Source organism: Pseudomonas sp. MF5691, from assembly GCF_016405645.1.
Lineage (GTDB): Bacteria > Pseudomonadota > Gammaproteobacteria > Pseudomonadales > Pseudomonadaceae > Aquipseudomonas > Aquipseudomonas shahriarae.
In genome coordinates this window covers 50,338-74,202 of record NZ_JAEKDC010000017.1, presented here as the reverse complement: position 1 = coordinate 74,202, position 23,865 = coordinate 50,338, and the positions used below count along the sequence as shown (strand labels likewise).

Annotated in this window: 22 protein-coding genes; 13 read left to right on the top strand and 9 right to left on the bottom strand. The window is 62.7% G+C overall.

Annotated elements, in window-relative coordinates; all coding sequences use genetic code 11:
• Positions 1 to 136: 136 nt before the first annotated feature.
• Genes JFT44_RS21465 through JFT44_RS21455 form a run of 3 tightly spaced genes read left to right on the top strand, consistent with a single transcriptional unit; the run spans position 137 to position 4,212 of the window.
• On the top strand, positions 137 to 1,546 hold the full coding sequence (locus JFT44_RS21465; RefSeq protein WP_198831114.1) for an NAD(P)/FAD-dependent oxidoreductase: 1,410 nt from the start codon (positions 137 to 139) through the stop codon (positions 1,544 to 1,546).
• Entirely contained in the window at positions 1,533 to 2,771 is a 1,239-nt protein-coding gene (locus JFT44_RS21460) for an NAD(P)/FAD-dependent oxidoreductase (protein ID WP_170045648.1), read from the top strand. The genes JFT44_RS21465 and JFT44_RS21460 overlap by 14 nt, the downstream gene beginning before the upstream one ends.
• 25 nt (positions 2,772 to 2,796) lie before the next feature.
• Positions 2,797 to 4,212, top strand: a complete 1,416-nt coding sequence (locus JFT44_RS21455; RefSeq protein ID WP_057440014.1) for an FGGY family carbohydrate kinase — start codon at positions 2,797 to 2,799, stop codon at positions 4,210 to 4,212.
• A 4-nt stretch (positions 4,213 to 4,216) separates the two neighbouring features.
• Here JFT44_RS21455 and JFT44_RS21450 read toward each other — a convergent pair whose 3' ends face one another.
• Entirely contained in the window at positions 4,217 to 4,996 is a 780-nt protein-coding gene (locus tag JFT44_RS21450; RefSeq protein ID WP_057959577.1) for a DeoR/GlpR family DNA-binding transcription regulator, read from the bottom strand.
• A 386-nt stretch (positions 4,997 to 5,382) separates the two neighbouring features.
• On the opposite strand from JFT44_RS21450, the gene eutH reads away from it, so the two are divergent.
• The 6 genes from eutH (at position 5,383) to JFT44_RS21420 (ending at position 12,697) form a co-directional block, all read left to right on the top strand.
• Positions 5,383 to 6,627 (top strand): ethanolamine utilization protein EutH, encoded by a 1,245-nt coding sequence (gene eutH / locus JFT44_RS21445; RefSeq protein WP_057440016.1) that lies wholly within the window; start codon positions 5,383 to 5,385, stop codon positions 6,625 to 6,627.
• A 56-nt stretch (positions 6,628 to 6,683) separates the two neighbouring features.
• Positions 6,684 to 7,040, top strand: a complete 357-nt coding sequence (locus tag JFT44_RS21440; RefSeq protein ID WP_115128094.1) for a DUF1937 family protein — start codon at positions 6,684 to 6,686, stop codon at positions 7,038 to 7,040.
• Between the two features lie 131 nt (positions 7,041 to 7,171).
• The gene (locus JFT44_RS21435) at positions 7,172 to 8,017 is read left to right on the top strand and encodes a DUF1989 domain-containing protein (RefSeq protein WP_057959579.1); all 846 of its coding nucleotides are present in this window, start codon (positions 7,172 to 7,174) and stop codon (positions 8,015 to 8,017) included.
• Between the two features lie 276 nt (positions 8,018 to 8,293).
• Positions 8,294 to 8,800, top strand: a complete 507-nt coding sequence (locus tag JFT44_RS21430; RefSeq protein WP_057440019.1) for a sigma-70 family RNA polymerase sigma factor — start codon at positions 8,294 to 8,296, stop codon at positions 8,798 to 8,800.
• A complete protein-coding gene (locus JFT44_RS21425) occupies positions 8,797 to 9,762 on the top strand; it encodes a FecR domain-containing protein (RefSeq protein WP_057959581.1) in 966 nt (321 codons plus the stop codon). Before JFT44_RS21430 ends, JFT44_RS21425 begins: the two co-directional genes overlap by 4 nt.
• A 97-nt stretch (positions 9,763 to 9,859) precedes the next feature.
• Positions 9,860 to 12,697: a TonB-dependent receptor gene (locus JFT44_RS21420; protein WP_198831113.1), complete on the top strand. Its 2,838-nt coding sequence runs from the start codon at positions 9,860 to 9,862 to the stop codon at positions 12,695 to 12,697.
• A 10-nt stretch (positions 12,698 to 12,707) separates the two neighbouring features.
• On the opposite strand, the gene JFT44_RS21415 is transcribed toward JFT44_RS21420, so the two are convergent.
• The gene (locus JFT44_RS21415) at positions 12,708 to 13,517 is read right to left on the bottom strand and encodes a helix-turn-helix domain-containing protein (RefSeq protein WP_057959583.1); all 810 of its coding nucleotides are present in this window, start codon (positions 13,515 to 13,517) and stop codon (positions 12,708 to 12,710) included.
• A 112-nt stretch (positions 13,518 to 13,629) separates the two neighbouring features.
• Here JFT44_RS21415 and JFT44_RS21410 point away from each other — a divergent pair, with 112 nt between their 5' ends.
• Together JFT44_RS21410 and JFT44_RS21405 are read left to right on the top strand one after the other, a co-directional pair.
• Positions 13,630 to 13,941, top strand: coding sequence for a DUF2834 domain-containing protein (locus JFT44_RS21410; protein WP_120732864.1), 312 nt, complete (start codon positions 13,630 to 13,632; stop codon positions 13,939 to 13,941).
• On the top strand, positions 13,938 to 14,369 hold the full coding sequence (locus JFT44_RS21405; RefSeq protein WP_057959585.1) for an MAPEG family protein: 432 nt from the start codon (positions 13,938 to 13,940) through the stop codon (positions 14,367 to 14,369). The genes JFT44_RS21410 and JFT44_RS21405 overlap by 4 nt, the downstream gene beginning before the upstream one ends.
• On the opposite strand, the gene JFT44_RS21400 is transcribed toward JFT44_RS21405, so the two are convergent.
• Complete coding sequence (locus tag JFT44_RS21400) at positions 14,359 to 14,961, bottom strand: glutathione S-transferase family protein (RefSeq protein WP_057959586.1); 603 nt, start codon at positions 14,959 to 14,961, stop codon at positions 14,359 to 14,361. The two genes, JFT44_RS21405 and JFT44_RS21400, sit on opposite strands and share 11 nt — an antisense overlap.
• A gap of 226 nt (positions 14,962 to 15,187) precedes the next feature.
• Between JFT44_RS21400 and JFT44_RS21395 the strand changes: the two genes are divergently transcribed.
• Positions 15,188 to 15,370: a hypothetical protein gene (locus tag JFT44_RS21395; RefSeq protein ID WP_057440026.1), complete on the top strand. Its 183-nt coding sequence runs from the start codon at positions 15,188 to 15,190 to the stop codon at positions 15,368 to 15,370.
• Between the two features lie 37 nt (positions 15,371 to 15,407).
• Here JFT44_RS21395 and JFT44_RS21390 read toward each other — a convergent pair whose 3' ends face one another.
• Positions 15,408 to 15,692, bottom strand: coding sequence for a hypothetical protein (locus tag JFT44_RS21390; RefSeq protein WP_057440027.1), 285 nt, complete (start codon positions 15,690 to 15,692; stop codon positions 15,408 to 15,410).
• 295 nt (positions 15,693 to 15,987) lie between these two features.
• On the opposite strand from JFT44_RS21390, the gene JFT44_RS21385 reads away from it, so the two are divergent.
• Positions 15,988 to 16,719: a tellurite resistance TerB family protein gene (locus JFT44_RS21385; protein ID WP_198831112.1), complete on the top strand. Its 732-nt coding sequence runs from the start codon at positions 15,988 to 15,990 to the stop codon at positions 16,717 to 16,719.
• Positions 16,720 to 18,027: 1,308 nt separating this feature from the next.
• Here the strand turns inward: JFT44_RS21385 and JFT44_RS21380 are convergent.
• From JFT44_RS21380 to JFT44_RS21360, 5 genes are all read right to left on the bottom strand, one after another.
• On the bottom strand, positions 18,028 to 18,756 hold the full coding sequence (locus JFT44_RS21380) for a hypothetical protein (protein WP_198831111.1): 729 nt from the start codon (positions 18,754 to 18,756) through the stop codon (positions 18,028 to 18,030).
• 107 nt (positions 18,757 to 18,863) lie between these two features.
• A complete protein-coding gene (gene mgtA, locus JFT44_RS21375) occupies positions 18,864 to 21,578 on the bottom strand; it encodes a magnesium-translocating P-type ATPase (protein ID WP_169990244.1) in 2,715 nt (904 codons plus the stop codon).
• Positions 21,579 to 21,787: 209 nt separating this feature from the next.
• Positions 21,788 to 22,072 carry a hypothetical protein gene (locus JFT44_RS21370; protein WP_081044239.1) on the bottom strand — a complete coding sequence of 95 codons (285 nt, stop codon included), beginning with the start codon at positions 22,070 to 22,072 and terminating at the stop codon, positions 21,788 to 21,790.
• Between the two features lie 305 nt (positions 22,073 to 22,377).
• Positions 22,378 to 22,989: a LysE family transporter gene (locus JFT44_RS21365; RefSeq protein WP_128593754.1), complete on the bottom strand. Its 612-nt coding sequence runs from the start codon at positions 22,987 to 22,989 to the stop codon at positions 22,378 to 22,380.
• A gap of 45 nt (positions 22,990 to 23,034) precedes the next feature.
• On the bottom strand, positions 23,035 to 23,862 hold the full coding sequence (locus JFT44_RS21360; RefSeq protein WP_198831110.1) for an AraC family transcriptional regulator: 828 nt from the start codon (positions 23,860 to 23,862) through the stop codon (positions 23,035 to 23,037).
• Positions 23,863 to 23,865: the final 3 nt, after the last annotated feature.

Here is a 23,865-nt window from a genome sequence, read left to right as displayed (position 1 = left end):
GTCCTGACGCAGAGCCCTTGGGCACTGCGAGAAACGCCATAGCCAATCGGTCATTCCAACCCCGGTTCGGTCAGTGGCATATGCCCTGCACCCCTTCAAGGCATTCCATGCGTTCACTTCACCCATAGGCTTGATCATGACGAAACCCTTCCCGAATCAGAGCGGTATCTACGACGTCATCGTTGTGGGCGGTGGCGTGGTGGGATGCGCGATGGTCCGGCGCTTTACCCTGGAGGGCGCGCGGGTGCTGTTGCTGGAAAAGAGCCCGGATATCCTGTCTGGGGCGAGCAAAGGCAATAGCGCGATCTTGCACACCGGCTTCGATGCGCCCACCGGCAGCCTGGAGCTGCAGTGCATGAAGGACGGCTACCAGGAATACCTGGAGATCCACCAGCAGATGTCGCTGCCGCTGCTCAAGAGCGGCGCGATGGTGGTGGCCTGGAACGAGGACGACCAGGGCAAGCTGCAAGGCATCGTCGAGCAGGCACACGCCAATGGCATTGCCGATGTCAGCCTGATCGGCCGCGAGCGGCTGCGCAGCCTGGAACCTAACCTGGCGCACAATGCCCTGGGCGCGGTCGAGGTGCCTGGCGAATTCCTTATCGACCCGTGGTCGGCGCCCTTGGGGTACCTGCTCCAGGCGATGATGCATGGCGCGCAGGTGCGCCTCAACACCGAGGTCAACGGCGGCTATTTTGATGGCGATCTCTGGGCCCTGGAGACCACCAACGGGTTTATCCGCGGCCGTACGATCATCAACTGCGCCGGGTTGTTCGGCGATGTGCTGGAGCAACAGTTGCTGGGCGCATCGAGCTTTTCCATTCACCCGCGCAAAGGCCAGTTCGTGGTGTTCGACAAGGCGGCCGCGCGCTATCTGGGCAATATCATCCTGCCGGTGCCCAATGAGCGCACCAAGGGCATCGTTCTGACGCGCACGGTCTACGGCAACCTGTTGGTGGGGCCTACCGCCGAAGAACAGGAAGACCGCCTGCACGCAGGGCTCGACAGCGAGGTATTGCGCCAACTGGTGGACGCTGCCGTCGAGCGCATTCCCGCGCTCGACGGCATGCCGGTCACTGCCACCTATGCTGCGTTGCGCCCGGCCACGGAAAAGAAAGAGTATCGGGTGCAGCGGGTCGAAGGTAAGAACTGGATCAGCGTCGGCGGCATCCGTTCCACCGGCCTGACGGCGGCGCTGGGCATCGCCCGGCACGTGTTCAGCCTATATCAGCACGAGCACACGCCAGTCCCCGCGTCCATCCTGCAATGGCCGACGCTGCCTAACCTCGCCGAACATTTGCCACGCGACTACCACCGGCCGGGCTACGGCGAAATCGTCTGCCACTGTGAAATGGTGACCCTGCGGGAAATCCAGAATGCCTTGGCCAGCGCGCTGCCGCCCGGTGACCTGGGCGGGTTGAAGCGGCGCACGCGGGCCTGCATGGGGCGCTGCCAGGGTTTTTATTGTGGGGCGCGGGTGGCCGAGCTGAGCGCTGGCCATCTGGCCATTCCCCTTGCAACAGGTGTTTGTCATGCAGCCCATTGAAGTCGAAAACATTGATGTCGCGATTATCGGTGGCGGGCCGTCGGGACTGTCGGCGGCGATCACCCTGCGCAAGCTGGGCGTGGGCACGGTGGTGGTGCTCGAGCGTGAGCCCGAGGCCGGCGGTATTCCGCGCCATTGCGGGCATCCACCCTTTGGTCTGCGTGAATATGGCCGGGTCTACACGGGGCCGGCGTATGCGCGCAAAAATGTCACGCAGGCGGTGAAGGCGGGCGTGGATATCCGCGTCAAGCACTCGGTGACGCAGATGGGCCAGGGCGGACGCCTGGAGGTGGTCAGCCCGCAGGGCGCCAAGGTGATCCAGGCGCGTCGGGTGCTGATCGCCACCGGGGCCCGGGAAACGCCGCGCTCGGCGCGCCTGGTGGGTGGCGACCGCCCGCTGGGGGTGATCAATACCGGTGCGTTCCAATCCTATCTGTACCTGGAGCACCTCAAGCCCTTTGAACGCCCATTGATCGTCGGTACCGAGCTGGTCAGCCTGTCGGCAGTCATGAGTTGCCGGCGTGCCGGGATCCAGCCGGTGGCCATGATCGAGGTCAACCCACGGGCCACGGCGCGCTGGCCGTTGTCGCTGTTCCCGCGGCTGTGCGGGGTGCCGATGCATTTTGGCGCGCAACTCCTGCAAATCCACGGCACCGGGCGGGTCGAGGGCGCGACGGTGCGCCTGGCCAACGGGCAGACCCAGACGTTTGACTGTGACGGCGTGCTGCTCACCGGCCAGTTCACCCCTGAATCGAGCCTGGTGCGTTTGAGCGAGTTGCGCCTGGACCCCAACAGCGGCGGCCCGCATATTGATCAGTACGGGCGCTGTTCCGACCCGGCGTACTTTGCCGCCGGCAATCTGCTGCGCCCCGTCGAGACGGCAGGTTGGTCGTTTCGCGAAGGCCATAAGATCGCTACGATGATTGCCCGTGACCTGCAGGGGCAATTACCGTCTGCTGCGTCGAGTATCGAAATTGCCTGCAGGGGCGACTTGAAACTCTGCGTACCGCAGCGCCTGAGCCCGTCTGCCGTGGCGGGGCTGCAGCACCTGCAACTGCGGGTTCGTCGTGGGGTGAAAGGGCGCCTGGTGGTTCGCGCCGACGGTAAGGAGATCTGGTCGCGCGCCGACAGTTCGCTGCCCGAGCGGCGGATCTTGATACCCATCGCCAGCCTGAACCTGCCCCAGGGCGTACAGCAACTCGAAGTCGACTTTGTCGGCCCATAACAAGACCTGCCGAGGAGTCTTTAACATGCGCATTGCCGCGCTCGATCAAGGTACCACCAGCACCCGTGTGCTGGTGGTGAGTGACAATGGGTCTGCTGATATCCAGCTCTCGTTGCGCCATCAGCAACACCATCCCCATCCTGGTTGGGTGGAGCATGATCCACTGGAATTGCTCAATAACCTGCAACGTTGCCTGGAGGCCACCGGCCAGGTGGACGCCATCGGCCTTGCCAACCAGGGCGAGAGTTGCCTGGCGTGGGATGCCCAGACCGGCGAGCCGTTATCACCGGTGATCGTCTGGCAGGACAATCGCACCTCGGCCGAGATCGCCCAGTTGCGCGGCGACGGTGGCGAGGCCCTGACCCTGGAGCGCGCCGGTTTGCCGCTCGACCCGTATTTTTCGGCGAGCAAGCTGGCCTGGATCGTGCGCAACCTGCCGGCCGCGCAGAGCGCATTGCGCGCCGGACGGCTGCGCCTGGGCACCACCGATGCGTACTTTCTCGACCGCCTGACCGGGGTCTTTGCCACCGATGTCACCACCGCTTCGCGCACCTCGCTGATGAACCTGGCGACCGGGCAGTGGGACAGCCAGCTCTGCGAGCTGTTTGGCGTGCCGATGGAAACCCTGCCGCAGATCCGCGACACCGTCGGGCACTTTGGCGAGATTGGCGCCACCCCGGTCACCGCTTCGATTGTCGACCAGCAGGCCTCGCTCTATGGCCATGGTTGCCGCAATGAAGGCGACGCCAAGATCACCTACGGTACCGGTGCGTTTGCCCTGACCTTGACCGGCGAGCAGATCATCCGCGCGCCGGAAAAGGGCCTGCTGGCAACCATTGCCTGGCAGATCGACGGCAAGCCCACCTATGCCATGGACGGTGGTGTCTACGATGCCAGCGCGGCGGTGGAGTGGGCCGGGCGGCTCGGCTTGTTCACGGATTTTTCGGAGCTGGCGGCGTTTGACGAGCCTCCGGCCATTGGCCGCCAACTGGCGTTTGTGCCGGCGCTGTCCGGGCTGGCTTGCCCCCATTGGGACCGCAGCGCGGCCGCCCTGTGGGTCGGTATGAACGGCAGCACCACACGCCAGGATATGTGCCAGGCGGTGCTGGAGGGCGTGGCGTTGCGCAGTGTTGAAGTGATCACGGCCATGGACGGGTTTCTCAGCGTCACCGATCACCTGTCGATTGATGGCGGCCTGGCGCGCAGCCCGTATTTTGCGCAGTTCCTCGCCGATGCCTTGCAGCGTTGCATCGTCACCCAGCGTTTCGATGAGTTGACCGCGTTCGGCTGTGCCGCGCTGGCGGCCAAAGGGCTTGGCGTGGCGCTCAAGCCACCGCGCAATACCAGCACCAGCTTCCACCCGAAAGTCAGTGCCGCCCAGGCCCAGCAGTGGCGTGCCACGTTCAGTGACGCGGTGACGCGGTGCCGCGACTGGCGTTAACCAGTCACCACTCCGGGCGGGTCAGGGCAGGGGCTTGCAGCACTTCAACCTGGGCCTCTGCCAGGGCCTTGGCCAGTTCGCCCAGAGGCGCGCGGTCGATGATCAGGCGGTCGATGCGCTCCAGGGGGAACACCTGGAACAGCGCACGCTTGCCCATCTTCGAAGAGTCGGCAATCACCGTGAGGTAGCGTGTGCGGGCGATCATCGCGCGGGTGATTTCCGCCTCTTCGATGGAGAAATCGAAGGCACCGTCGGTGTTCAGGGCGCCAATGGTGACCACGGCATGTTCGGCGTTGAAACGGGCGATCTGCTCCATGGCCAGGGCGCCGATATTCTGTTCCGATTCGGGGCGGTATTCGCCGCCGATCATGAACACGCGATTACCGCTGGCGCCAATGGCGGCGGCGATCAACAGGGAGTTGGTGATCACTGTGATGCGGTTGAGTTTTGCCAGTTCACGGGCGAAGAACAGGGTAGTGGTGCCAGTATCAATCAGCAGACTGTCGCCCGGCGCGTAGAGCCCGGCGGCGAAGCGCGCCACTGCGCGTTTCTCGTGGGAGAACTCATTCATTCGGGTCTGGAAGGCGTTCTCGTGCTCACCACTTGGGGGCAGCGAGGCACCGCCATGGAACTTGGTGACCTGGCCGTCTTCGGCCAGGGCCGTGAGGTCGCGGCGTATGGTTTCTTGCGAAGTGCCGAGGGTGCGCGCCAACTCGTCGACCGAAATGCGTTCACGTTGGCGTAGTAACTCAAGGATATGTTGGCGTCTTTCATTGGGGCGCATGGGTAATCATCCTCTTGATGCTACGTGAATGCGCCACAGGGGCGCGGCGCTGTTACCGAGGCACTCAAATGATGCCGCAGTCGCTAGCGCTGGGGCGTTTGAGCGCCAGCGGCAGGGAGGTGAACGTGGTATTGGCGTTTGTCGTTCACGGCCGTAAAGTCCGCTGCCTTGAAAGGTGTGACCAGAGATTACGCAATACAATTGACCGATTCCAGTGTGTTTAACCCGCAAAACCACATAAAACACACGATTGGCATGGGAAGTGGTTAGTAATAGGGTGTGAAAACACCGCAAATGGAGCTGTAAACGCGTTTGGCCAATGGAGCGACCGAACTGGGGCGTACTCCTACAAAAATAATTGATTCAGTACAGATGGAGCGAAAGCAATGGCGGAATTTGGCAACTACGTTATTTACCTGATCATGATCGGCGCGGTGGTTGGCGCGTTTGCATCCGTGATCAAGCCGGACAGCGGCCTGGGCAAGGAGTTTGTCAACGGCATCCACTCCATCGGCCCGGTGTTCCTGGCGCAGGCGGGCATCATGGTGGCGATCCCGTACTTGTCCAAATTCATCGAGGTCGCCCTGGGGCCGTACTTTGGTGCGATGGGGTCTGACGTGTCGATTGCGGCGCTGTCGATCATTGCCGTGGACATGGGCGGCTACCAGTTGGCCGATGCCCTGGCGGCGAACCGCGACATGTGGATCACCGCCATGATCGTCGGCTACACCTCCGGCGCGACCATTGTCTACCTGATCCCGGTCGGCCTGATGATGCTCGAACGCAAGGACCACAAGTACCTGGCGCTGGGGGCCATGGCGGGCTTGATCAGCATCCCGTTCGCGGTGCTTGCGTCGCTGATGATGATCACCGCCTTCAACCTGCCGGTGCGGGACATTGTGTCCACCACGTCGCCGGCGTTGCATTACCTGAGCCTGGGTTTTGTCGACTGCGTGCGCTTGCTCGCGCCATTGTTTGTGTTCTGCTTCCTGCTGGCTGCCGGCCTGCGCTACCGGGCGGCGTGGATGGTGGCCGGGTTCTTGGTGTTCGGTAAGTTGATGGACGCCTTTATCAAGATCGTCCTGGCGTTGGCCATCGTTGAGCACTTCACCGGGTTCTTCATGAAGAATTTCGGTGTGTGGGGCTTTGACCCGATGTTCGCCGACGAGAAGGAGTTGTTCCGTGCCATCGAGATTGCTGGCTATATCGGCATCATGCTCGCCGGTACGTTCCCGATCTGCTACCTGTTCAACCGCTACTGCAAGAAACCCATGGAAGTGCTGGGCAAGCACATCGGGCTGTCGGCCGATGGTGCGGCGGCGTTTGTCATGGTGTTTGCCAACATCATCGCGGTTTACCACCTGTTCAAGAAAATGAATGCCCGGGATAAGGTCCTGTGTGTGGCGCTGGGTGTCTGTGCCCAGGCCACCATTGGCGATCACCTGGCCTTTACCGCGAACTTCCAGCCGACGCTGATCATGCCGATCCTGCTCGCCAAGCTGTTTGGCGGCCTGCTCGCCGTGGCGATCGCGATCAAGATCTCGGTGCCCGCCGCCCAGCGTTATGAAGCGCAGGAACGCGAGCGCGAAGAGGCCGATGCTCCCGGTGTGCCCGCTGCCCAGGCGGTCTGACGCCCACTGTTCAACCATCGCAAGGGTGCGAGCCCTTGCATTGCCCTGAGGTAACAATGAGAAAGATCTTTCTGGCCTGCCCCTACAGCCATGCCGATGCGTCCGTCACCCACGAGCGCTTTATCCAGTGCAACAAGGTGGCGGCCACGATTATCGAGGCGGGTCATGGGGTGTTCAGTCAGGTGTCGATGTCGCACCCGATCAACCTGGCGTTCGAAGGCAAGGACAGCGCAACCATCGGCAAGCTGTGGGCGCCGGTGGATGCGCTGTTCATGGACATGATGGAAGAATTGATCATCCTCGATCTGCCGGGCTGGGACTTGAGTTCGGGGATCAAGCGCGAGATTGAATTCTTCAAGAATCGCGGGCAGAAGGTCAGCCTGTGGTCGCAGGTTTCTGGCGAGTTCAACTAACAACGCAGATCCCCTTGTGGGAGCGGGCTTGCCCGCTCCCACAAAAGCCCTCCCACTTCGGGTTGTGTGCATGGCGCACGCCACATGCCACGTTGTATGGTCTTGCAAAACCCTGCAACGGAGCACCCCCCATGTACAAGGACTATCCCGCCGCCTACCAAGTCAGCAAAGGTGCTGCCTTGCAGGTCGACCAGGCATTTTATGATCGCGTGCGCGAGGCCGAGCGCACCCTGGTCGAGCAGTTTGAAGTGCCGATCCGCACCGGCCGCGCCTGGAAAGTGCCGGCAGGTCACGTGTTCCGCGTGACCACCCCGGTCGGCCCGCAGGTTGGCGACTTCAATGTGTGGAATGCCAATGATCCGCGCGAGCGCATGTGGGCGGCCCGCACCCGCCAGTTGCAAGGCGCCCACGTCAGCACCTATGACCGCTTGTGGTCGAACCTGCCGTTCCTGCGGCCGATGGTCACCATCACCGATGACAGCCTGGCCGGCTACGGCATCGACGAGCACGGCGGACGCCTGCACGACCTGTTGGGCACGCGCTGCGACCCATACGTGAACAAGATGCTCACCGGCGAGGACTTCCACCACCATTGCCACTCCAACCTGACCCGCGCCATCTTGCCCCACGGCCTGACCGAGTTCGATGTGCACGATGTGTTGAACATCTTCCAGTGCACCGGCCTGAACCACGACGACATGTACTTCATGAAGGCATGCCCGGCCAAACAGGGCGATTATCTGGAGTTTTTTGCCGAGATCGACTTGCTGTGCGCACTGTCCACTTGCCCGGGCGGCGACCTGTCGCTGCCGATGTGGGGCCCGGATGCCCAGGATCCGCTGACCGTGTGCCGCCCGCTGGGCGTGGAGATCTATCGGCTCGACGCGGCCCTGCTGCACGGCTGGGAATCGCCTGCGCGCGCGGCGTACAACGGCAACCATGGTTTGCTGATTCCCAAGGCAGCGTGGGAAAAATAATGGAGCCGGGAAGGGCGGCGGTAGTGCTTTATGTGGCGGAAATTGCGTGCCCAGCCGCCCCCCCCCCCCCTGTGGGAGCGGGCTTGCCCGCGATGGCGGTGGTTCAGGCGCTACTTCTGGTATCTGACACACCGCCATCGCAGGCAAGCCACACACAGTTGATGTGTGATGTGTGTAAGGTTAGAGATCCCCTATGGGAGCAGTCGAGGCTGTACAAGCATCAGGTCCAGACACTAAAATGAGAAGTATTATCATTCGCTGCTCATTGGACCTGACATGTACGACGACAGTCTCGTCTCGCCCGTCGAACAACTCTATACCCGTCATCACCCCTGGTTGCGCAGCTGGTTGCAGCGGCGCCTGGGGCACTGCGCCGATGCCGAAGACTTGGCCCACGACACGTTTATCCGGGTGTTGCGCACGCAGCAGGATGTGCGGGAGTTGCGCCAGCCCATGGCGTTTCTGGCGGCGATTGCCAATGGCTTGCTGATCAACCGCTGGCGCCGCCAGGCGATAGAGCGAGCTTACCTGGAAGCACTCGCCGCCCGCCCGGAAGGTGAGGAGCCATCGCCCGAGACCCGCTACTTGATGATCGAAACCCTGCTGCAGCTCGACTCGCTGCTGGTGGGCCTGTCGATGCAGGTGCGCAAGATCTTCTTCCTGTCCCAGCTCGATGGCCTGACGTACCCGCAGATCGCCGCGCAGTTGAGCTTGAGCGTGGCCCAGGTGCAACGGGCGATGGGCAAGGCTTTCAGCGTGTGCTACGCGAGCCGTTTTGAATGACTGGCAAGCCGGTTGCACCGAAAGTCCGCGAGACGGCTATCGACTGGATCGTCCGCGTGCAGTCCGGAATGATGAGCCCGGCCGAGCAGCAGGCGTTGCAGCATTGGCGCCAGGCAAACGCCGAGCACGAATACGCCTGGCAACGCGTCGCCAGTTTGCCGCTGATGCTCCAGCCCGGCGCCAACCTGTTGGCCGATGTCACCGCGCGGCGGGCATTGGAGGCGGCCGGGGCCGATCCGGCACGGCGCCGGCAGGTGCTCAAGTGCTTGTTGGGCCTGGGCCTGCTCGGTGGCTTGTCCTGGCAGGGCGCGGAATCGACCCTGGTGCGCGCAGCCTTTGCCACGTACCGCACGGCCACCGGCGAGCGCCGCCGCTGGACCCTGGCCGATGGCAGCTCTCTGTGGTTGAACACTGCCAGCGCTGTCAGCCTGGACTTCAGCGCGCAGCTGCGTCGCGTGCAGTTGATCGAGGGCGAAGTGGCGCTGGATGCTCGGGTTGAATCGCGCCCGCTGCAACTGCTCACACCGGATGCGCTGCTGCGTAGCCAGGACGCCAATCTGCTGGTGCGCCATGATCAGCAGGGCACGTGGATTACCGTATTGCGCGGGCTGGTCGAGGTGAGTTCGCTGCGCCACTCGGCACCGGTATCAGTGGCGGCAGGTTGGCAGACCCAGGTCGATCGCCAGGGTGTGGGCACGCCACGGCAAACCGATGGGTTTCTGGCCCAAGCCTGGCTGCGCGGGATTTTGCCTGCCGAGCGCATGCGCCTGGATGTGCTGCTGGCCGAACTGTCCCGTTACCGGCCGGGCGTCTTGCGATGCAGCGAGCAGGTCGCGGCGTTGCGCGTGACCGGCAGCTTCCAGTTGGACGATACCGATGCGGCGTTGGCGTTGGTCGCCCATGCATTGCCCGTGCGTATCGAGCGGCGGACCCGCTATTGGGTGACTGTGGTGCCGGTCTGAATATTTTTTTACGTTCCCCCCGTAGTTTTTCCAGACTCGCTTGGCCTCTAGGAATAACCCACCGAAACAGGTGGGCCTTCACCTCTAGGAGCCCTGCATGATTTCTCCCGCAAGTGTCTTGCGCACCCGCACATTGGGTCTGTTGTTACTCAGCCTGCAACCGCTGTACAGCACGGCGGTTTTCGCCCAGGCCGAGCGCCAGCCCTACAGCATCGAAGCTGGCCCGCTGGACCAGGCACTCTCGCGCTTCGGCGTGCAGGCGGGTATCAGCATGGCGGGCAGCTCGACGCTGACGGCGGGCAAGCGCAGCAACGGCCTGCACGGCGATTTCAGCACCGAAGCCGGCCTGGCAAAGTTATTGGCGGGCACGGGCTTGAGTTTTCAGCGCCAGGCCGATGGCAGCTTTGAACTGCATCCGGCGACCAGTGCCGTGGTGCTGCCGTCGCAGAAAGTCACTGGCGATGACCTTGAGAAAAAAGCGGTGTACACCGAGCCACGTTCGTTGGTGTATATCTCCAACGAAGAAGTGCGCCGCTTTGGCGTGATCTCCGCCGGCGACCTGCTCAAGGGCCAGCCGGGGGTGCAGGTGGGTGACAGCCGTAATGGCGGTGGCCTGGATGTGAATATCCGCGGGATCCAGGGGCAAAGCCGGGTCGCGGTCACGGTTGACGGTTCGCAGCAGGCGCTGGATGTCTATCGCGGCTATGCGGGCACGCAACAGCGCAGCTACATCGACCCCGACCTGATCAGCGACGTGTCCATCGACAAAGGCCCCAGCCTGACCTCCAGCGCCATCGGCGGCACGGTGGCAATCCGCACCCTGGGTGTCGATGACATCCTGCGCGACGGCAAGAACGTGGGCCTGCGCTTGAAGGGCGATCTGTGGAACAACGGCGTCGAGCCGGCCTCGCGCAACAGCCATTCGACCACCGAGGACCTGTACTCCGAACCGCACCAGAACCGTGGCGGCCTGTTCGGTTCCGACTCGGAATCGGGCAGCGCGGCGTTTGCCTATACCCATGACCTGTTTGATGTGGTGGCCGCCTACGCCCATCGCAACCAGGGCAACTACTTCTCCGGCAAGCACGGCCAGGACCGCTACCGCACCTTTGACCGCTATGGCCAGGAAAACATGACGGTGGCCACTACCTACAACGCCGGCGAAGAGGTGCTCAACTCCTCGGCAGAGACCGAGTCGATCCTGCTCAAGACCACCCTGCGCCCGGCCGATGACCACACCTTCGACTTCGGCTACATCCGTTACGATGGGCGCATAGGCGAGATCATGCCCTCGGACATCTTCCGTTTCGGCACCGGCGGTATCTACCAGTACCCGCGCGGCAGCACCAAGATCGACACCTACACCGCCCGCTATCACTACCTGCCCACGGGCAATATGCTGGTGGACCTGACGACCAGCCTGTGGATGACCGATGCCAAGACCAGCCAGTTGACCTCGGTGCTGGCGCCCAAATCCCAGGCCTATCGTTCGGACCGCAACTGGACGCGCCAGGATGACCGACGCATCGGTGGTGAACTGGCCAATACCTCGCGTTTTGATACGCACTATGGCGATTTCAAGCTGGACCTGGGCGGCTCGTTCCAGCTCGAGGAACTGCAGCCGCAAAAGAGCGTGGTCACCACACAGAACGATATCAACGCCAACCGCAGCCTGCGTGACGGTTCGCGCAAGGAATTCAGCCTCAACGGCAAGCTGGAGTACAAACCGGTGGATGAGCTGACGGTGTGGGGCGGCGGGCGCTATACCTACTACCGCACCAAGGACCATGTACCGCACGCGACCGCCCAGCGCGAGGAGCGTGAGTTGCGCTACGTGAACGTGATCAAGCCGGGCAGCTACGGCAATATGCTGTGGTTCCCCGACGCCAACGGCCAATACACCGACGCCACCGACCCGCGCCTGAATAACGGGATTGTGTTCAGCGACACCAACAACCCGTTTGATGGCCCGCGCTACAACGACTATGGGGGCGTTGCCACACTCGTCTATCCGTCGCAGGTGGGCGAAGTGGTCACCGGCTACACCTATTCGGGCAAGCAGAGCGACAGCAAGGGCGCCTTTTCGCCGGCCATCGGCATCAACTACGAGATCGCTCCGGATACTTTCATCTATGCCTCGTACACCCAGGGCCTGCGCATGCCCTCGCTGTTCGAAACCAGCCAGGGCACCCTGCAGACCATGCCTGGCAAGGGCCTGAAACCGGAGCGTTCGAGCAACTGGGAAATCGGCGCGAGCACCCTGCAAAAAGGCCTGCTGGCGGACAACGACACGGCGGCGATCAAGCTGGCGTACTTCAATAACACCATCAAGAACTACGTGACCCGCTACTACGACCCAAGCCCTGGCCTGATGGGCCTGATGAACTTCAGCAATACCGACAGCTTCAAGACCAGCGGCCTGGAACTGCAATCGAAATACGATGCCGGTTGGGTCTTTGCCGACCTGTCCTCGACCTACTACCTGAAGACCGAAACCTGTGACTCGGCCTTCGCCGCGCGCCTGCGGGCCAGTTCCAACCCTTGGCGGAAGCTTGACGACACCCCCAACTGCACCGCGGGCAGCTTCATGGGCTCGTACACCAACACCCAGAACCCACCACGGGTCGCCGGTAACCTGACCTCGGGCCTGCGCTTCTTTGACCAGACCCTGACCGTGGGCGGGCGCCTGACTTACACCTCGGGCCCGACCGTCACCGCCGACAAATCCTGGCAGACCGGCGCCACCACGCCGCAGCTGGTTTATCGCGAAGTGGCGCTGGTGGACCTGTTCCTCGACTACAAATGGCAAGACCACACCCAGTTCAACGTGTCGCTGGACAACCTGACGAACCGTTACTACCTGGACCCGCTGGCCCAGAGCTTTATGCCGGCGCCGGGGCGCACGTTGCGCATGGGCGTGGTGACCAAGTTCTGATCAGCGACGCCTAGCGGTTCAGGAAGTGTTCGTAGGCTGCGGTCATGACCTGCCAAGTGTGGGGATTGGCCGGGATCAGGTGCTCGATGCGCAATGAGGTGACGGTGATGTCCTGGGGCATGCCGAACGTGGTGAAGGTGGACATGAAATCCAGCTGGCCATGCCGTGAATTCACGCGGGTCAGCACCAGCGGCGGCAGTTGATTGGCCAGGGGTGTCGAGCCGTGCGGCACGGGCAGGCTTTGCAGCAGCGTGGCCAGGGTCGGGTTACCCAGTGCTTCACGGGCAGCCCGTTGCCAGGCGAGGTTGCGGATCTCGTCGGCATTGAGCAGATGGTCGCCCAGCCCCCCCGGTTGCAGCAGGGTGGTCAGCAGGTTCAGGCCTCGTGCAGCGTCTGGCGCCAAACCCACCAGGTCGAACAAGACCTGGGTGCTGGCATTGGCGGCGAGCACTTCCCAGTGACTGCCCAGCACGATCGCCGGCGCCGGATTGTTGGCCTTCAGTACATGGCTGATGGCATCCCGAATGGCATCCATTGCCGGCGCTGCGAGCGGCGTGGCTTCGTAGCGCGGGGCGTAGCCGGCGGCCAGGAACAGGCTGTTGCACTGCTCCAGGGGCACCTCGAGGGCGCTGAGCAGGTTATGCAAGGTGCCCGGGCTGGCCTTGGCGCGGCCGGTTTCGATACAGCTCAAGTGGCGCTGGGAAATGCCACTGATCAGCGCCAGCTGCAATTGGCTCAACTTCGCCTGACGGCGCAACAGCCGCAGTTGGGTGCCGGCGTCGGTCTCGGGGTTGGCGCGGGGGAAGGGTGGGCGGTTCATGGATGGACTCTGGCAGGGCGGGGCGGGGGGCGTCCATGACCTCGCAGGTCATTGAGATGGCGGCGACGTTATCACTAATCTGCGGCTTGCCCAATCCTGCGTGGTGGACACTATGCACAGACCCTACATCGCCCTCGCTAGCCTGCTGGCGTTCTCCCTGTACACCCTGGGCACCCTGCTCTGGGCCGAGCAGTCGCTGCTGGCGTTCGGCCTTGAGCTGCTATCCAGGCCCGATACCGCCCAGGTGGTGATCGACCTGTACCTGATGGCGGCCCTGGCGTGTGTGTGGATGTACCGCGACGCCCGGGCCAAGGGCCGGTCCCAGGCCAGTGTGTTGCCTTATTGGCTGCTGACGGCGGTCTTTGTCTCAGTCGGCCCGCTGCTGTACATCGTGGTCAACGGCTTTGCCAGGGGCCGGCAATGAGCAGCAGCCTGCATGTGTTTGCCCTGTGCGTGCTGGTGTTATTTGCCAAGATGCTGGCGATTTCCTGTTACCAGGGGTTTTTCCGCCTCAGGCACCGGGCGTTCACCAACCCCGAGGATGCCGGTTTTTTCAAGCGCGATGCCCTGGTGCACGAACTGTCCGCCGTCAGCCGGGCAAGCAGGGCCTGGGCCAATGACCTGGAGAATATTCCGCTGTTCTTCGCGCTGGGCGGGTTGTGCGTGGCGTTGGGCACCCATGGGGTGGCGACGGCCTGGCTGTTTGCCCTGTTCACCGTCGCGCGGGTGCTACATACCTTGATGTACCTGGGTCGCCGCCAACCCTGGCGCACCCTGGCCTATGGCGTTGGCCTGGCGTGCCTGCTGGGGTTGGCGGGGTTGATCGGTGCGGCGCTACTGCCTATTCGATAGGGTATTTGCCGAATGCCGGGTGTTGCTCGGCCAACTGGGCGTGGCGTTGCAGGTTGGGAAAGTCATCGGCCTTGACCACCGAGGGCACCGCGTACTGGCTAAAGGACCACGCCACCGCGACGCTCAACGACGCCTGGGTCAAGGGCTCGCCTGGAGCGTTGGCCAAGAGTTTTTCCAGGCCCGAATAGGCCGCCAGCAGTTGCCCGGTTACTCGATCGAGCCATGGTGCATGCAGCTTCTCTGCGGGCCGCAGGTTGTGCTCGTAGTAAATCTGCACGCTCTTGTCACAGGCGGCCAATGCCAGGCCGATCACTTGCAGGTCCCGTGCACGGGCCGCAGCAGTTTGGGGCAAGAGTTTTTTATCGGCTGGTGCCAAGGTTTCGAAATAATCCAGGATCAGGCTGGAGTCCATCAGCACCGTCCCGTCGTCCAGCACCAGGGTCGGGGCCTTGACCACCGGGTTGATCCTGGCGAATTCGTCGAAGGTGCTGAACACCGAGAGGGATTGCTGCTCAAAGTCCACCCCATACAGATCCAGGGCAATCGCCACGCGGCGTACATACGGCGAGTCCAGCATGCCAACCAGTTTCATGAAGCCTCCATTGCTATCAAGGGGAAGGGTTTGTGCGTTGACTTGATGCCGCTGTTTTTTACCATAAATGCCTGGTTGAAACTCAGCCCGATCGTCTGTGGACCCTTGGCGGGATCATGTTGAGCGCGAACGGCAGTCAGCGACGTTCGGTAGGCCGCAGGGCCGGGATCGGGAGTATGGTGGACCGGGCAACCCGTGGATTATCTCTGGAAGAGGAGAGGTGACTATGAGCGTTCCCCTGTTGAACAAGATGCAGCTCAATGGCTATGAAATTGTCCGGGTCAATAGCGGCCCATGGCGCGTCTGCACCAAGGATGATCGACTGGCTTCATTCAGCTCCCGCGAACAGGCGCTGGCCTATGCCGCGACCTTGCCGGGCTACAAGGCCCGGCCACGGCCGACCCCATAACCTTGGAGGGGGCCGGATTTGCGGCCCCCGCACCGGGTCAGACGAAGGGCTGGCCGCTGAACCCGCGTGGTAGGCGCTGCAGGCCGGGCAGCTCGGTCAGGCGTTGGGTCCAGGCGCTGCGCCAGTCATTGTGGGGGCTACCGGAGCGGGCTCTGCGTGCCGCGCGGCGCGATGCGTTGCGCTGGTTACGGCGGGCTTCCTTGTAGGCATCGGTGTTGCGGCAGGTGCGGCATTTAACCCGGTTCAGTTCCACCGTGGACGTCAGGTTATTGCCGTGATGGCCGCAAGCGAGGTGCCCCGCGACCTTGAAGTGAGTGACCATGTCAGCGTCTCCTTCTGTGAGGGTACGCGGCACCGCTAATCTGTTGATGCTCGCGCTCAAGGCCAGGCCGATTGAGGCCGAGCCCTTATATTTCCGACCCCACGCGCGCGCTGACGTTCACCACCCGTCTTGGTGTGCCGAATCTGAAGAATTCTCACGGTGGCTAAAGGCCGGCGCCGGGTTTGCTGGGGCGCGTTCAGGTCGCCAACTCCGTGCCTGCTGGGCGGCCTTGGCGTTACCGGTTCCAGGGACTATTGTTGATTGTCTGGCGCACAGCCCAAAGGAGGGCGATACCATGAACACCAGTGCTCTACTGGAACAACTGCTCCGTGCAGGCCAAGCCTCGATGGCGCAGCAAGGCGGCTCGGCGGCACCCCAGGGTGGCGCGGGAGGGCTCGGTGGCTTGGGCGGCCTGCTCGGTGGGTTGCTGCGCGGCGGCGGCTCCGCAACGGCGTCGGGCGGTGGCGGCCTCGGCGATCTGCTGGGTGGCCTGGGTGGCATGTTGGGCGGGACCCAGGCGAGCGGATCGACCCGCGCGCGCACTGGCGGTGCCAACTACGCGGCCCTGGCGTCACTGGGGATGATGGCGTTCCAGGCGTATCAGGCTTGGCAACGGCAACAGGCCTCGGCGCCGCAACAGGCGCTGCAGACGGTTGACCAGTTGTCTGGCGCCGATGTCGAGGCCCATAGCCATGCGGTACTGCGTGCATTGATCGCGGCGGCCAAGGCGGATGGGCGGATTGATGAGAAAGAAAAGGCCTTGATCTCCCAGGAGATCGGGCGCCACACCGACGATCCGGACTTGCAGCAATGGCTCGACGCTCAAGTCGCCAAGCCCCTGGATGCAACCGACTTTGCCGAATATGCCAATGACCCGGCGGTGGCTGCCGAGGTCTACCTGGCCAGCGTCATGTTGGTGGATGACCAACAGGACGCCGAGCGCAACTACCTGGACGAGTTGGCGGGTGCGCTGGGCATCGAGCCGGAGCTGCAACTGCACCTTGAGCAGCAAGCCAAACCGGCCTGATACCGAGGCAACTTGAAGAGTGTGCTTGCTGCAGAGCCCTAGTGCGGCTGCGATAGTGGTGGCTCAGCCAGCATCAAGGCCAGCCATACCGCCGCCATCGCAGCCTCGCTGGGGCTCGACAGCTCCCACATTATTTTGTGCCAGCTGGCATAACGTGTTCGCTGTAGGGCGCCCGCGTTCGAGAACACAGATCCCGCAAACCCCGATAAACCCTGTGGGAGCTGTCGAGCTTCAGCGAGGCTGCGAAAGCGGTGGCTCAGCCAACATCCATGCCAGCCATACCGCCGCCATCGCAGCCTCGCCGGGGCTCGACAGCTCCCACATTATTTTGTGGCCAGTTGGCATAACGTGTTCGCTGTAGGGCGCCCGCGTTCGAGAACACAGATCCCGCAAACCCCGATAAACCCTGTGGGAGCTGTCGAGCTTCAGCGAGGCTGCGAAAGCGGTGGGTCAGCCAACATCCATGCCAGCAGTACCGCCGCCATCGCAGCCTCGCCGGGGCTCGACAGCTCCCACATTATTTTGGGCCAGCTGGCATAACGTGTTCGCTGCAGGGCGCCCGCGTTCGAGAACACAGATCCCGCAAACCCCGATAAACCCTGTGGGAGCTGTCGAGCTTCAGCGAGGCTGCGAAAGCGGTGGCTCAGGCAACATCAATGCCAGCCGTACCGCCGCCATCGCAGCCTCGCCGGGGCTCGACAGCTCCCACATTATTTTGTGCCAGCTGGCAGAACGTGTTCGCTGTAGGGCGCCCGCGTTCGAGAACACATATCTCGCAAACACTGACGAACCCTGTGGGAGCTGTCGAGCTTCAGCGAGGCTGCGAAAGCGGTGGCTCAGCCAACATCAATGCCAGCAGTACCACCGCCATCGCAGCCTCGCCGGGGCTCGACAGCTCCCACATTATTTTGTGCCAGATGGCAGAACGTGTTCGCTGTGGGACGCCCGCGTTCGAGAACACATATCTCGCAAACACTGACGAACCCTGTGGGAGCTGTCGAGCTTCAGCGAGGCTGCGAAAGCGGTGGCTCAGCCAGCATCAATGCCAGCCGTACCGCCGCCATCGCAGCCTCGCCGGGGCTCGACAGCTCCCACATTATTTTGTGCCAGTTGGCATAACGTGTTCGCTGTAGGGCGCCAGCGTTCGAGAACACAGGTCCCGCAAACCCCGACAAACCCTGTGGGAGCTGTCGAGCTTCAGCGAGGCTGCGAAAGCGGTGGCTCAGCCAACATCCATGCCAGCCGTACCACCGCCATCGCAGCCTCGCCGGGGCTCGACAGCTCCCACATTGATCTCCCTCCAGTGTTTCAGAACCGTAGGGTAGCTCCGGTGGTCAGCCAGCGGTCGCGATCCCCGGTCAGGTTGCGTCCGACCACCAGGTCCACATCGACTTGCTGACTCAGATGCACCCGCGGCCCGGCTTGCCAGGCCTGGTCGCCGCCTTGTTGGCCATAGCGTTCTGCCAATAGCGTCAACGAGTTCGCCAAGCGGTATTCCAGGCCTGTGCCCCAGGTCAGTCGGTGATTTTGTTCGCCATTGTCATAGGCATGGGCCCAGCCGGCATTGAGGTTCAAGCGTAGCGTCTGAGACGCTTGCCAGGTCAGCGGCAGGCCCAGGTCTGCGCCGTCGAATGGGTGCCGGCGATCCACCGCGATATGCGCTGCCGCCGCCCAGGCGATCTCCACGCCGGCATCCTGCCAGGCCCACAATGAGCCCTTGAGCTGCGGGCTGAGCTGGGTCTGCTCAGGGTCATCCTCGAGGGCGGCGCCCCATTGCAGGTTGGGCATTGCGCGGGATGTGCAGGCGGCGGAGAGGGTGGTGTGCGATGTCGAGCGGGTGTAGCCTCCGTCGATATTGCATTCGCCGGGGGCGTTGATGGCGCCATCGTCCACCACATAGGAACCACCGGCGGCGAAGGCCTTGGACAGCAGGCCGAGCACCAGGAAGGCGCCGATAAAAATCAGGTTGCGCCGCAGCGCCCGTTGCCGCGATGCCGGTAGCCAGTCAAAGGCAGCAAGGAAGGTGTGTTTGTGCATGGGGTCATGCTCCAAATGAACAGAATTATCTGTAGCGATGGTGCTGTTGGAGTGGGCTGGGTGTGGCAAACCTGTCTGCCACACCCAGCCCGGTCACAACAGCAAACTCAGTACCACTGCTTGAAGCGGCGGATGTAGATCGTCTTCATCAGTTGTGCCACGCAGCAGTAGGCGAGCAAGGTGCCGACCAGCCAAGGGAAGTAGGCCCAAGGCAAGGGTTGCAGGCCCACGATCGTGCCCAGGGGCGAGAAGGGCACATAGATCCCCAGGGCGATGACCAGGCTGGTCATCATCAACACCGGCCAGGCGGCGGTGCTCTGGAAGAACGGGATCTTGCGGGTGCGCAGCATATGCACCACCAGGGTCTGGGAGAGCAGCCCCTCGACGAACCAGCCGGACTGGAACAGGGTCTGCATTTCCACACTATTGGCCGCAAACACGTACCACATCAGGGCAAAGGTGGTGATGTCGAAGATCGACGAGGTCGGCCCGATCCAGATCATAAAGCGCCCGATGTTCTGCGCGTCCCACTTGCGGGGCTTGGCCAGGTACTCCTTGTCCATCTTGTCCCACGGCAGGGCCAGTTGGGAGATGTCATACATCAGGTTCTGCAGCAGCAAGTGGATCGCCAGCATCGGCATGAAAGGGATGAACGCACTGGCCACCAGCACCGAGAACACGTTGCCGAAGTTGGAGCTGGCCGTCATGTTCAGGTACTTCATGATATTGCCGAAGGTCTCGCGCCCTTTAAGCACACCTTCTTCGAGCACCATCAGGCTCTTTTCCAGGAGGATGATGTCGGCCGATTCCTTGGCAATATCAGTCGCGCTGTCCACCGAGATGCCGACGTCGGCATCGCGCAGGGCTGGTGCATCGTTGATGCCGTCGCCGAGGAAACCCACGGTGTGACCATTGGCCTGCAAAGCCTTGAGCACCCGGGATTTTTGCAGCGGCGTCAGCTTGGCGAACACCGTGCGTTGCTCAACCTCCTGCTTGAGGGTCGCATCGTCCATGGCTTCGATATCCACGCCGAGCAGCGGCTCGCCAGGCTCCAGGCCAACCTGGCGGCAGATGGTGCGGGTGACCACGGCGTTATCACCGGTCAGCACTTTGACCGCGACTCCGATCTCTTGCAGCGCAGCAATCGCCGGGCCGGCGGTTTCCTTCGGTGGATCGAGGAAAGTCAGGAAGCCGTGGATCACCAGGTTGCGTTCATCGGTGGGGGTGTATTGCTGGCGCGCCAGGGCCTTGGGAATGTTGCGGGTGGCCACCACCAGCACGCGGAAGCCGTCCTCGTTGAACTCGTTGGCGGTGTTCAGCAGTTCCTGGCGACGACGCTCGTCCAGGGCCACGGCGCTCGCGCCTTCCATCACATGGGTGGCAATAGCGAGCATTTCTTCCACGGCGCCCTTGCACACCAGCAGGTGATCGCCGTGGCTGTCCTTGACCACAATCGACAGGCGCCGACGAACAAAGTCGAAGGGCAGTTCATCGACCTTGCTGTAGGCAAACGGCACCTGGAACTTGGGGTTGTGCTGGGAAAACGCGAGCACCGCCTGGTCCATCAGGTTCTTCATGCCGCTTTGGTGATGGCTGTTGAGCCAGGCCAGGGACAGTACCTGGTCGTCCCGCTGGCCGAAGGCGTTGACGTGGTGCTCGAGGATGATTTTGTCCTGGGTCAGGGTGCCGGTCTTGTCGGTGCACAGCACGTCCATCGAACCGAAGTTCTGGATCGCGTTGAGGCGCTTGACCACCACTTTGCGCTTGGCCATGGCATTCGCGCCCTTGGCCAGGTTGGCGCTGACGATCATCGGCAGCATTTCCGGGGTCAGGCCCACGGCCACCGCCAGGGCAAACAGGAACGCGTCGCCCCAGTCGCCCTTGGAAAAGCCATTGAGGAAAAACACGATGGGCACCATCACCAGCATAAAGCGGATCAGCAGCCAACTGACGCTGTTCACCCCACGGTCAAAGGCGGTCTGCACCCGGGAGCCGACGATGGCCTTGGCCAGCGAGCCGAAATAGGTGCGTGGCCCGGTCGCCACCACCACTGCCTGGGCGCGGCCGCTGACCACGTTGGTGCCCATGAAGCAGATGTTGGGCAGATCCAGCAGGTTGCTCTGGTCGGCGGCGCTGAGGGTGGCGGATTTTTGCGTGACGTCGCCCAGGGTGTCGTATTTTTCCACGGGCAAGGCTTCGCCGGTCAGCACGGCCTGGCTGATAAACAGGTCGCGGGACTCGATCAGGCGGATATCGGCCGGGATCATGTCGCCGGCCGACAACTGCACGATATCGCCGGCCACCAGTTCACGCATCGGCACTTCGCGCAGGATGGGTTGGGCGCCGACCTGCTCGCGGCGCAGCACCGTGGCGGTGGTGCGCACCATGGCCTTCAGCGCCTCGGCGGATTTGGCCGAGCGATGCTCCTGCCAGAAGCGCAGCAGGCTGCTCAGGGCGACCATGGTCATGATGATAATGACCTTGGTCAGGTCGACGTCCTCACCGGCGCGCAGCGGCAGCCAGTAGTCGGTGACAAAACTGATCACCGCCAGGGTCAGCAGCACATAGATAAAAGGGTTGTTCAGGGCCTGGAGGAATTGCACGACAGCGTGTGGCGGCTTGTCGTGGGCCACTTCGTTATAGCCTTCGCGTTGCAGGCGGGCGCTGGCATCCAGTTCGGTCAGGCCGTCCTTGGTCGCCCGGACGTTGGCCAGGGTGGCCGCCAGGCCGTTTTGCGCTTCGCGGGCGGCACGCATCGACAGTTTGCTGTCATGGGTGGCGCGGTGCTTGTTGGGCAGTTGCGTGGTTTTTACGGCGCTCATAGTGTGTACTCCTGTCGACATACTCATTACTTGCCTGGTGGGCAGGCGAGCACGAACATGCCGAGTCGCAATTTTTTGCGATCAGTTCTAATAACTTTAAAGAGGTGAGTTAATTAACGGGCGCGCAGAAAACTGCCGCTGGCTTAGTTCGCAAAGAACGCCAGTTAATTAATTGACCAACTATCAGGAAGTTGCTGTTTCCAGTCGGCTTATGCCGCGTGCGCGCTCAACAACAGGCGCACGTGAACAGGCAGGCTGGAAACGTTCCGTCTCTGTGGATCTTGAGGGTCGGCATGGTCCCATTGCTGGACCAGGTGGCCGGTGGTGGGGCACAGGCGCCAGTGAGCACGCAGGTGCACCGGGCTGATACGCGGGGAGGGGCAGGCGAGGGCCGTGCGCGCGGGGGCAATGCCCCGGGAAACACGGCACGGCGTGGCACGCAGGGCTGAAGCCAGCGTGCGTACATCAGGTAGAACAAGGGTCTGGAAATTCATAACACACCTCGGGACCGGACTGGCGCCGGCTCAAGGCAGTTACGTTGGAGCATCAAGCTCTAGCGCAGCTAACCCGGCCTGGAAGGCGAGTCCCGTCTTTACTCTGGGTTTGGCGTCCGCCCCCTGTATTCACGGGGAGCGGACAGCGACTAGATACTGTGTCCATTGGCTTCTTTTGTGAGGTTGAAATAAGGCCCGAGTTGCAGGCACGGGCAATCTACTCAGGCAGGTAGGGGATGTCAATCAATAATGAACTTGTTTGGGCGCTTGTTCAGACTTCATTCAGATTGGCGTTATATATAAGTTCATACACTGTAGGCGGCCAATAACGCCAGATACATCAATACCAGGCCGCAGGCGCCATGGCTGATTCGCTGCCAAGTTGGCGAGGCGTTCTTTCGCAAGACATTCACCAAGCCCGCAATCAGAAAACACGACAGGATCGACGCCAGCATAAAACCGGCGAAAAACATCAGGGTCTGACCGTGACTCGGGGTGGTGCCGACGATGCCTGCCAGGGCACTGCCCAGGGCGCCCCAGTACACAATGTTCTTCGGGTTGGCCAAGGAGAGGGTTGCGCCGACCATCAGCGCGTTGCGCCCGGTGCTGGCCGGGGCGCTGTCGGGTTGCGGCAGGTGCCAGGCATCCAGCAGGCTGCGCAGACCGAGCCAGGCCAGGTACAGCGCGCAAACGGCGGTCAGGGGCACGCGTACCGCGTCGTGCTGGATCAGCAGGGCCATGCCGGTCAGGCCGATCACCGCCCAGGTCGCATCGCCCACCAGCGACCCGACCTGCACCAGCAATGCCGGGGCGAACCCATGCAGCAGGCCGCGGCGCAGGGTTTCTGCCAGCACTGCGCCAGGGGACAGGCAAAATACAAAGCCGAAGACCAGCGCGGAAAAAAAGATTGTCAGCATCACCCCCCCAAAATCAATCACGCACCTTCGCCGACACGTCGGCTGCTACAGGTCAGTTTGCGGCTGCGGGCGCTGAGTTGTCTTGGGCCGGATTGCGCTCTGATAACGGCCAGGGGTAATACCATACGCCGCACGGAAGTGCCGGTTGAGGTGGCTCTGGTCGGCAAAGCCCACTTCATGGGCGACTTCAGCGGCGCTCAGGCCGCTGCGCAGCAGGCCTTTTGCTCGGCGGGTACGCAACTGCATGGCCCACTGCCGGGGGCTCAGGCCGGTTTCTTTCTGAAAGGTGCGCAGGACGTGGAATTTCGACAGGCCCAACTCGTCGCCCAGGGTATCCAGCGCCACGCCTTGATGTAACTGCGCAGCGAGTAGTTCCTGAGCCTGGGCCACCATCCCCGACCCGGCGCTGGCGCTACTGGGCAGGCGCACACCACTGAGCCTGACCACTTCGCCCAGCAGCAACACCAGGGCGTCTTCACTCAGCCCGCAAACCAGTGGGTCGGCGCTTAATGCGCCCTTGGCGGCCTGGGCCAGTTGCGCCGCCAGTTCCGGGGCAAAGCACAGCGCACGATCGAACTCCAGGTGCGCCAGCCCAAGGTCGGTGGCCAGGCGATCGGCCCCGGCGTACAGGCTGACAAAGTGCCAGGGTGCCCCCTCGGCCGCGCCGCCGCCCTGGATCTGGCCGGGGTTGTACAGGGTGATACTGCCCGGCCCGGCCTCGAAGGTGCGCCGGTCCAGCCACACCTGCTCGGCGCCGACCAGGTTGACGCCAATCACGCACTCGTCGTGGCTATGCCGGGCAAAGGTCAGGCCGGTGCAGGTGGTGCTGCTGATTTCGTAAGGGCCCAGCCAGGCGTGGTGCAGGGAACTCATGGG

Excerpts from the sequence above, each read along its gene's own strand:
- JFT44_RS21465 (WP_198831114.1), top strand. The coding sequence starts at position 137 with ATGACGAAACCCTTCCCGAATCAGAGCGGTATCTACGACGTCATCGTT.
- JFT44_RS21460 (WP_170045648.1), top strand. The coding sequence starts at position 1,533 with ATGCAGCCCATTGAAGTCGAAAACATTGATGTCGCGATTATCGGTGGC.
- JFT44_RS21455 (WP_057440014.1), top strand. The coding sequence starts at position 2,797 with ATGCGCATTGCCGCGCTCGATCAAGGTACCACCAGCACCCGTGTGCTG.
- JFT44_RS21450 (WP_057959577.1), bottom strand. The coding sequence starts at position 4,996 with ATGCGCCCCAATGAAAGACGCCAACATATCCTTGAGTTACTACGCCAA.
- eutH (WP_057440016.1), top strand. The coding sequence starts at position 5,383 with ATGGCGGAATTTGGCAACTACGTTATTTACCTGATCATGATCGGCGCG.
- JFT44_RS21440 (WP_115128094.1), top strand. The coding sequence starts at position 6,684 with ATGAGAAAGATCTTTCTGGCCTGCCCCTACAGCCATGCCGATGCGTCC.
- JFT44_RS21435 (WP_057959579.1), top strand. The coding sequence starts at position 7,172 with ATGTACAAGGACTATCCCGCCGCCTACCAAGTCAGCAAAGGTGCTGCC.
- JFT44_RS21430 (WP_057440019.1), top strand. The coding sequence starts at position 8,294 with ATGTACGACGACAGTCTCGTCTCGCCCGTCGAACAACTCTATACCCGT.
- JFT44_RS21425 (WP_057959581.1), top strand. The coding sequence starts at position 8,797 with ATGACTGGCAAGCCGGTTGCACCGAAAGTCCGCGAGACGGCTATCGAC.
- JFT44_RS21420 (WP_198831113.1), top strand. The coding sequence starts at position 9,860 with ATGATTTCTCCCGCAAGTGTCTTGCGCACCCGCACATTGGGTCTGTTG.
- JFT44_RS21415 (WP_057959583.1), bottom strand. The coding sequence starts at position 13,517 with ATGAACCGCCCACCCTTCCCCCGCGCCAACCCCGAGACCGACGCCGGC.
- JFT44_RS21410 (WP_120732864.1), top strand. The coding sequence starts at position 13,630 with ATGCACAGACCCTACATCGCCCTCGCTAGCCTGCTGGCGTTCTCCCTG.
- JFT44_RS21405 (WP_057959585.1), top strand. The coding sequence starts at position 13,938 with ATGAGCAGCAGCCTGCATGTGTTTGCCCTGTGCGTGCTGGTGTTATTT.
- JFT44_RS21400 (WP_057959586.1), bottom strand. The coding sequence starts at position 14,961 with ATGAAACTGGTTGGCATGCTGGACTCGCCGTATGTACGCCGCGTGGCG.
- JFT44_RS21395 (WP_057440026.1), top strand. The coding sequence starts at position 15,188 with ATGAGCGTTCCCCTGTTGAACAAGATGCAGCTCAATGGCTATGAAATT.
- JFT44_RS21390 (WP_057440027.1), bottom strand. The coding sequence starts at position 15,692 with ATGGTCACTCACTTCAAGGTCGCGGGGCACCTCGCTTGCGGCCATCAC.
- JFT44_RS21385 (WP_198831112.1), top strand. The coding sequence starts at position 15,988 with ATGAACACCAGTGCTCTACTGGAACAACTGCTCCGTGCAGGCCAAGCC.
- JFT44_RS21380 (WP_198831111.1), bottom strand. The coding sequence starts at position 18,756 with ATGCACAAACACACCTTCCTTGCTGCCTTTGACTGGCTACCGGCATCG.
- mgtA (WP_169990244.1), bottom strand. The coding sequence starts at position 21,578 with ATGAGCGCCGTAAAAACCACGCAACTGCCCAACAAGCACCGCGCCACC.
- JFT44_RS21370 (WP_081044239.1), bottom strand. The coding sequence starts at position 22,072 with ATGAATTTCCAGACCCTTGTTCTACCTGATGTACGCACGCTGGCTTCA.
- JFT44_RS21365 (WP_128593754.1), bottom strand. The coding sequence starts at position 22,989 with ATGCTGACAATCTTTTTTTCCGCGCTGGTCTTCGGCTTTGTATTTTGC.
- JFT44_RS21360 (WP_198831110.1), bottom strand. The coding sequence starts at position 23,862 with ATGAGTTCCCTGCACCACGCCTGGCTGGGCCCTTACGAAATCAGCAGC.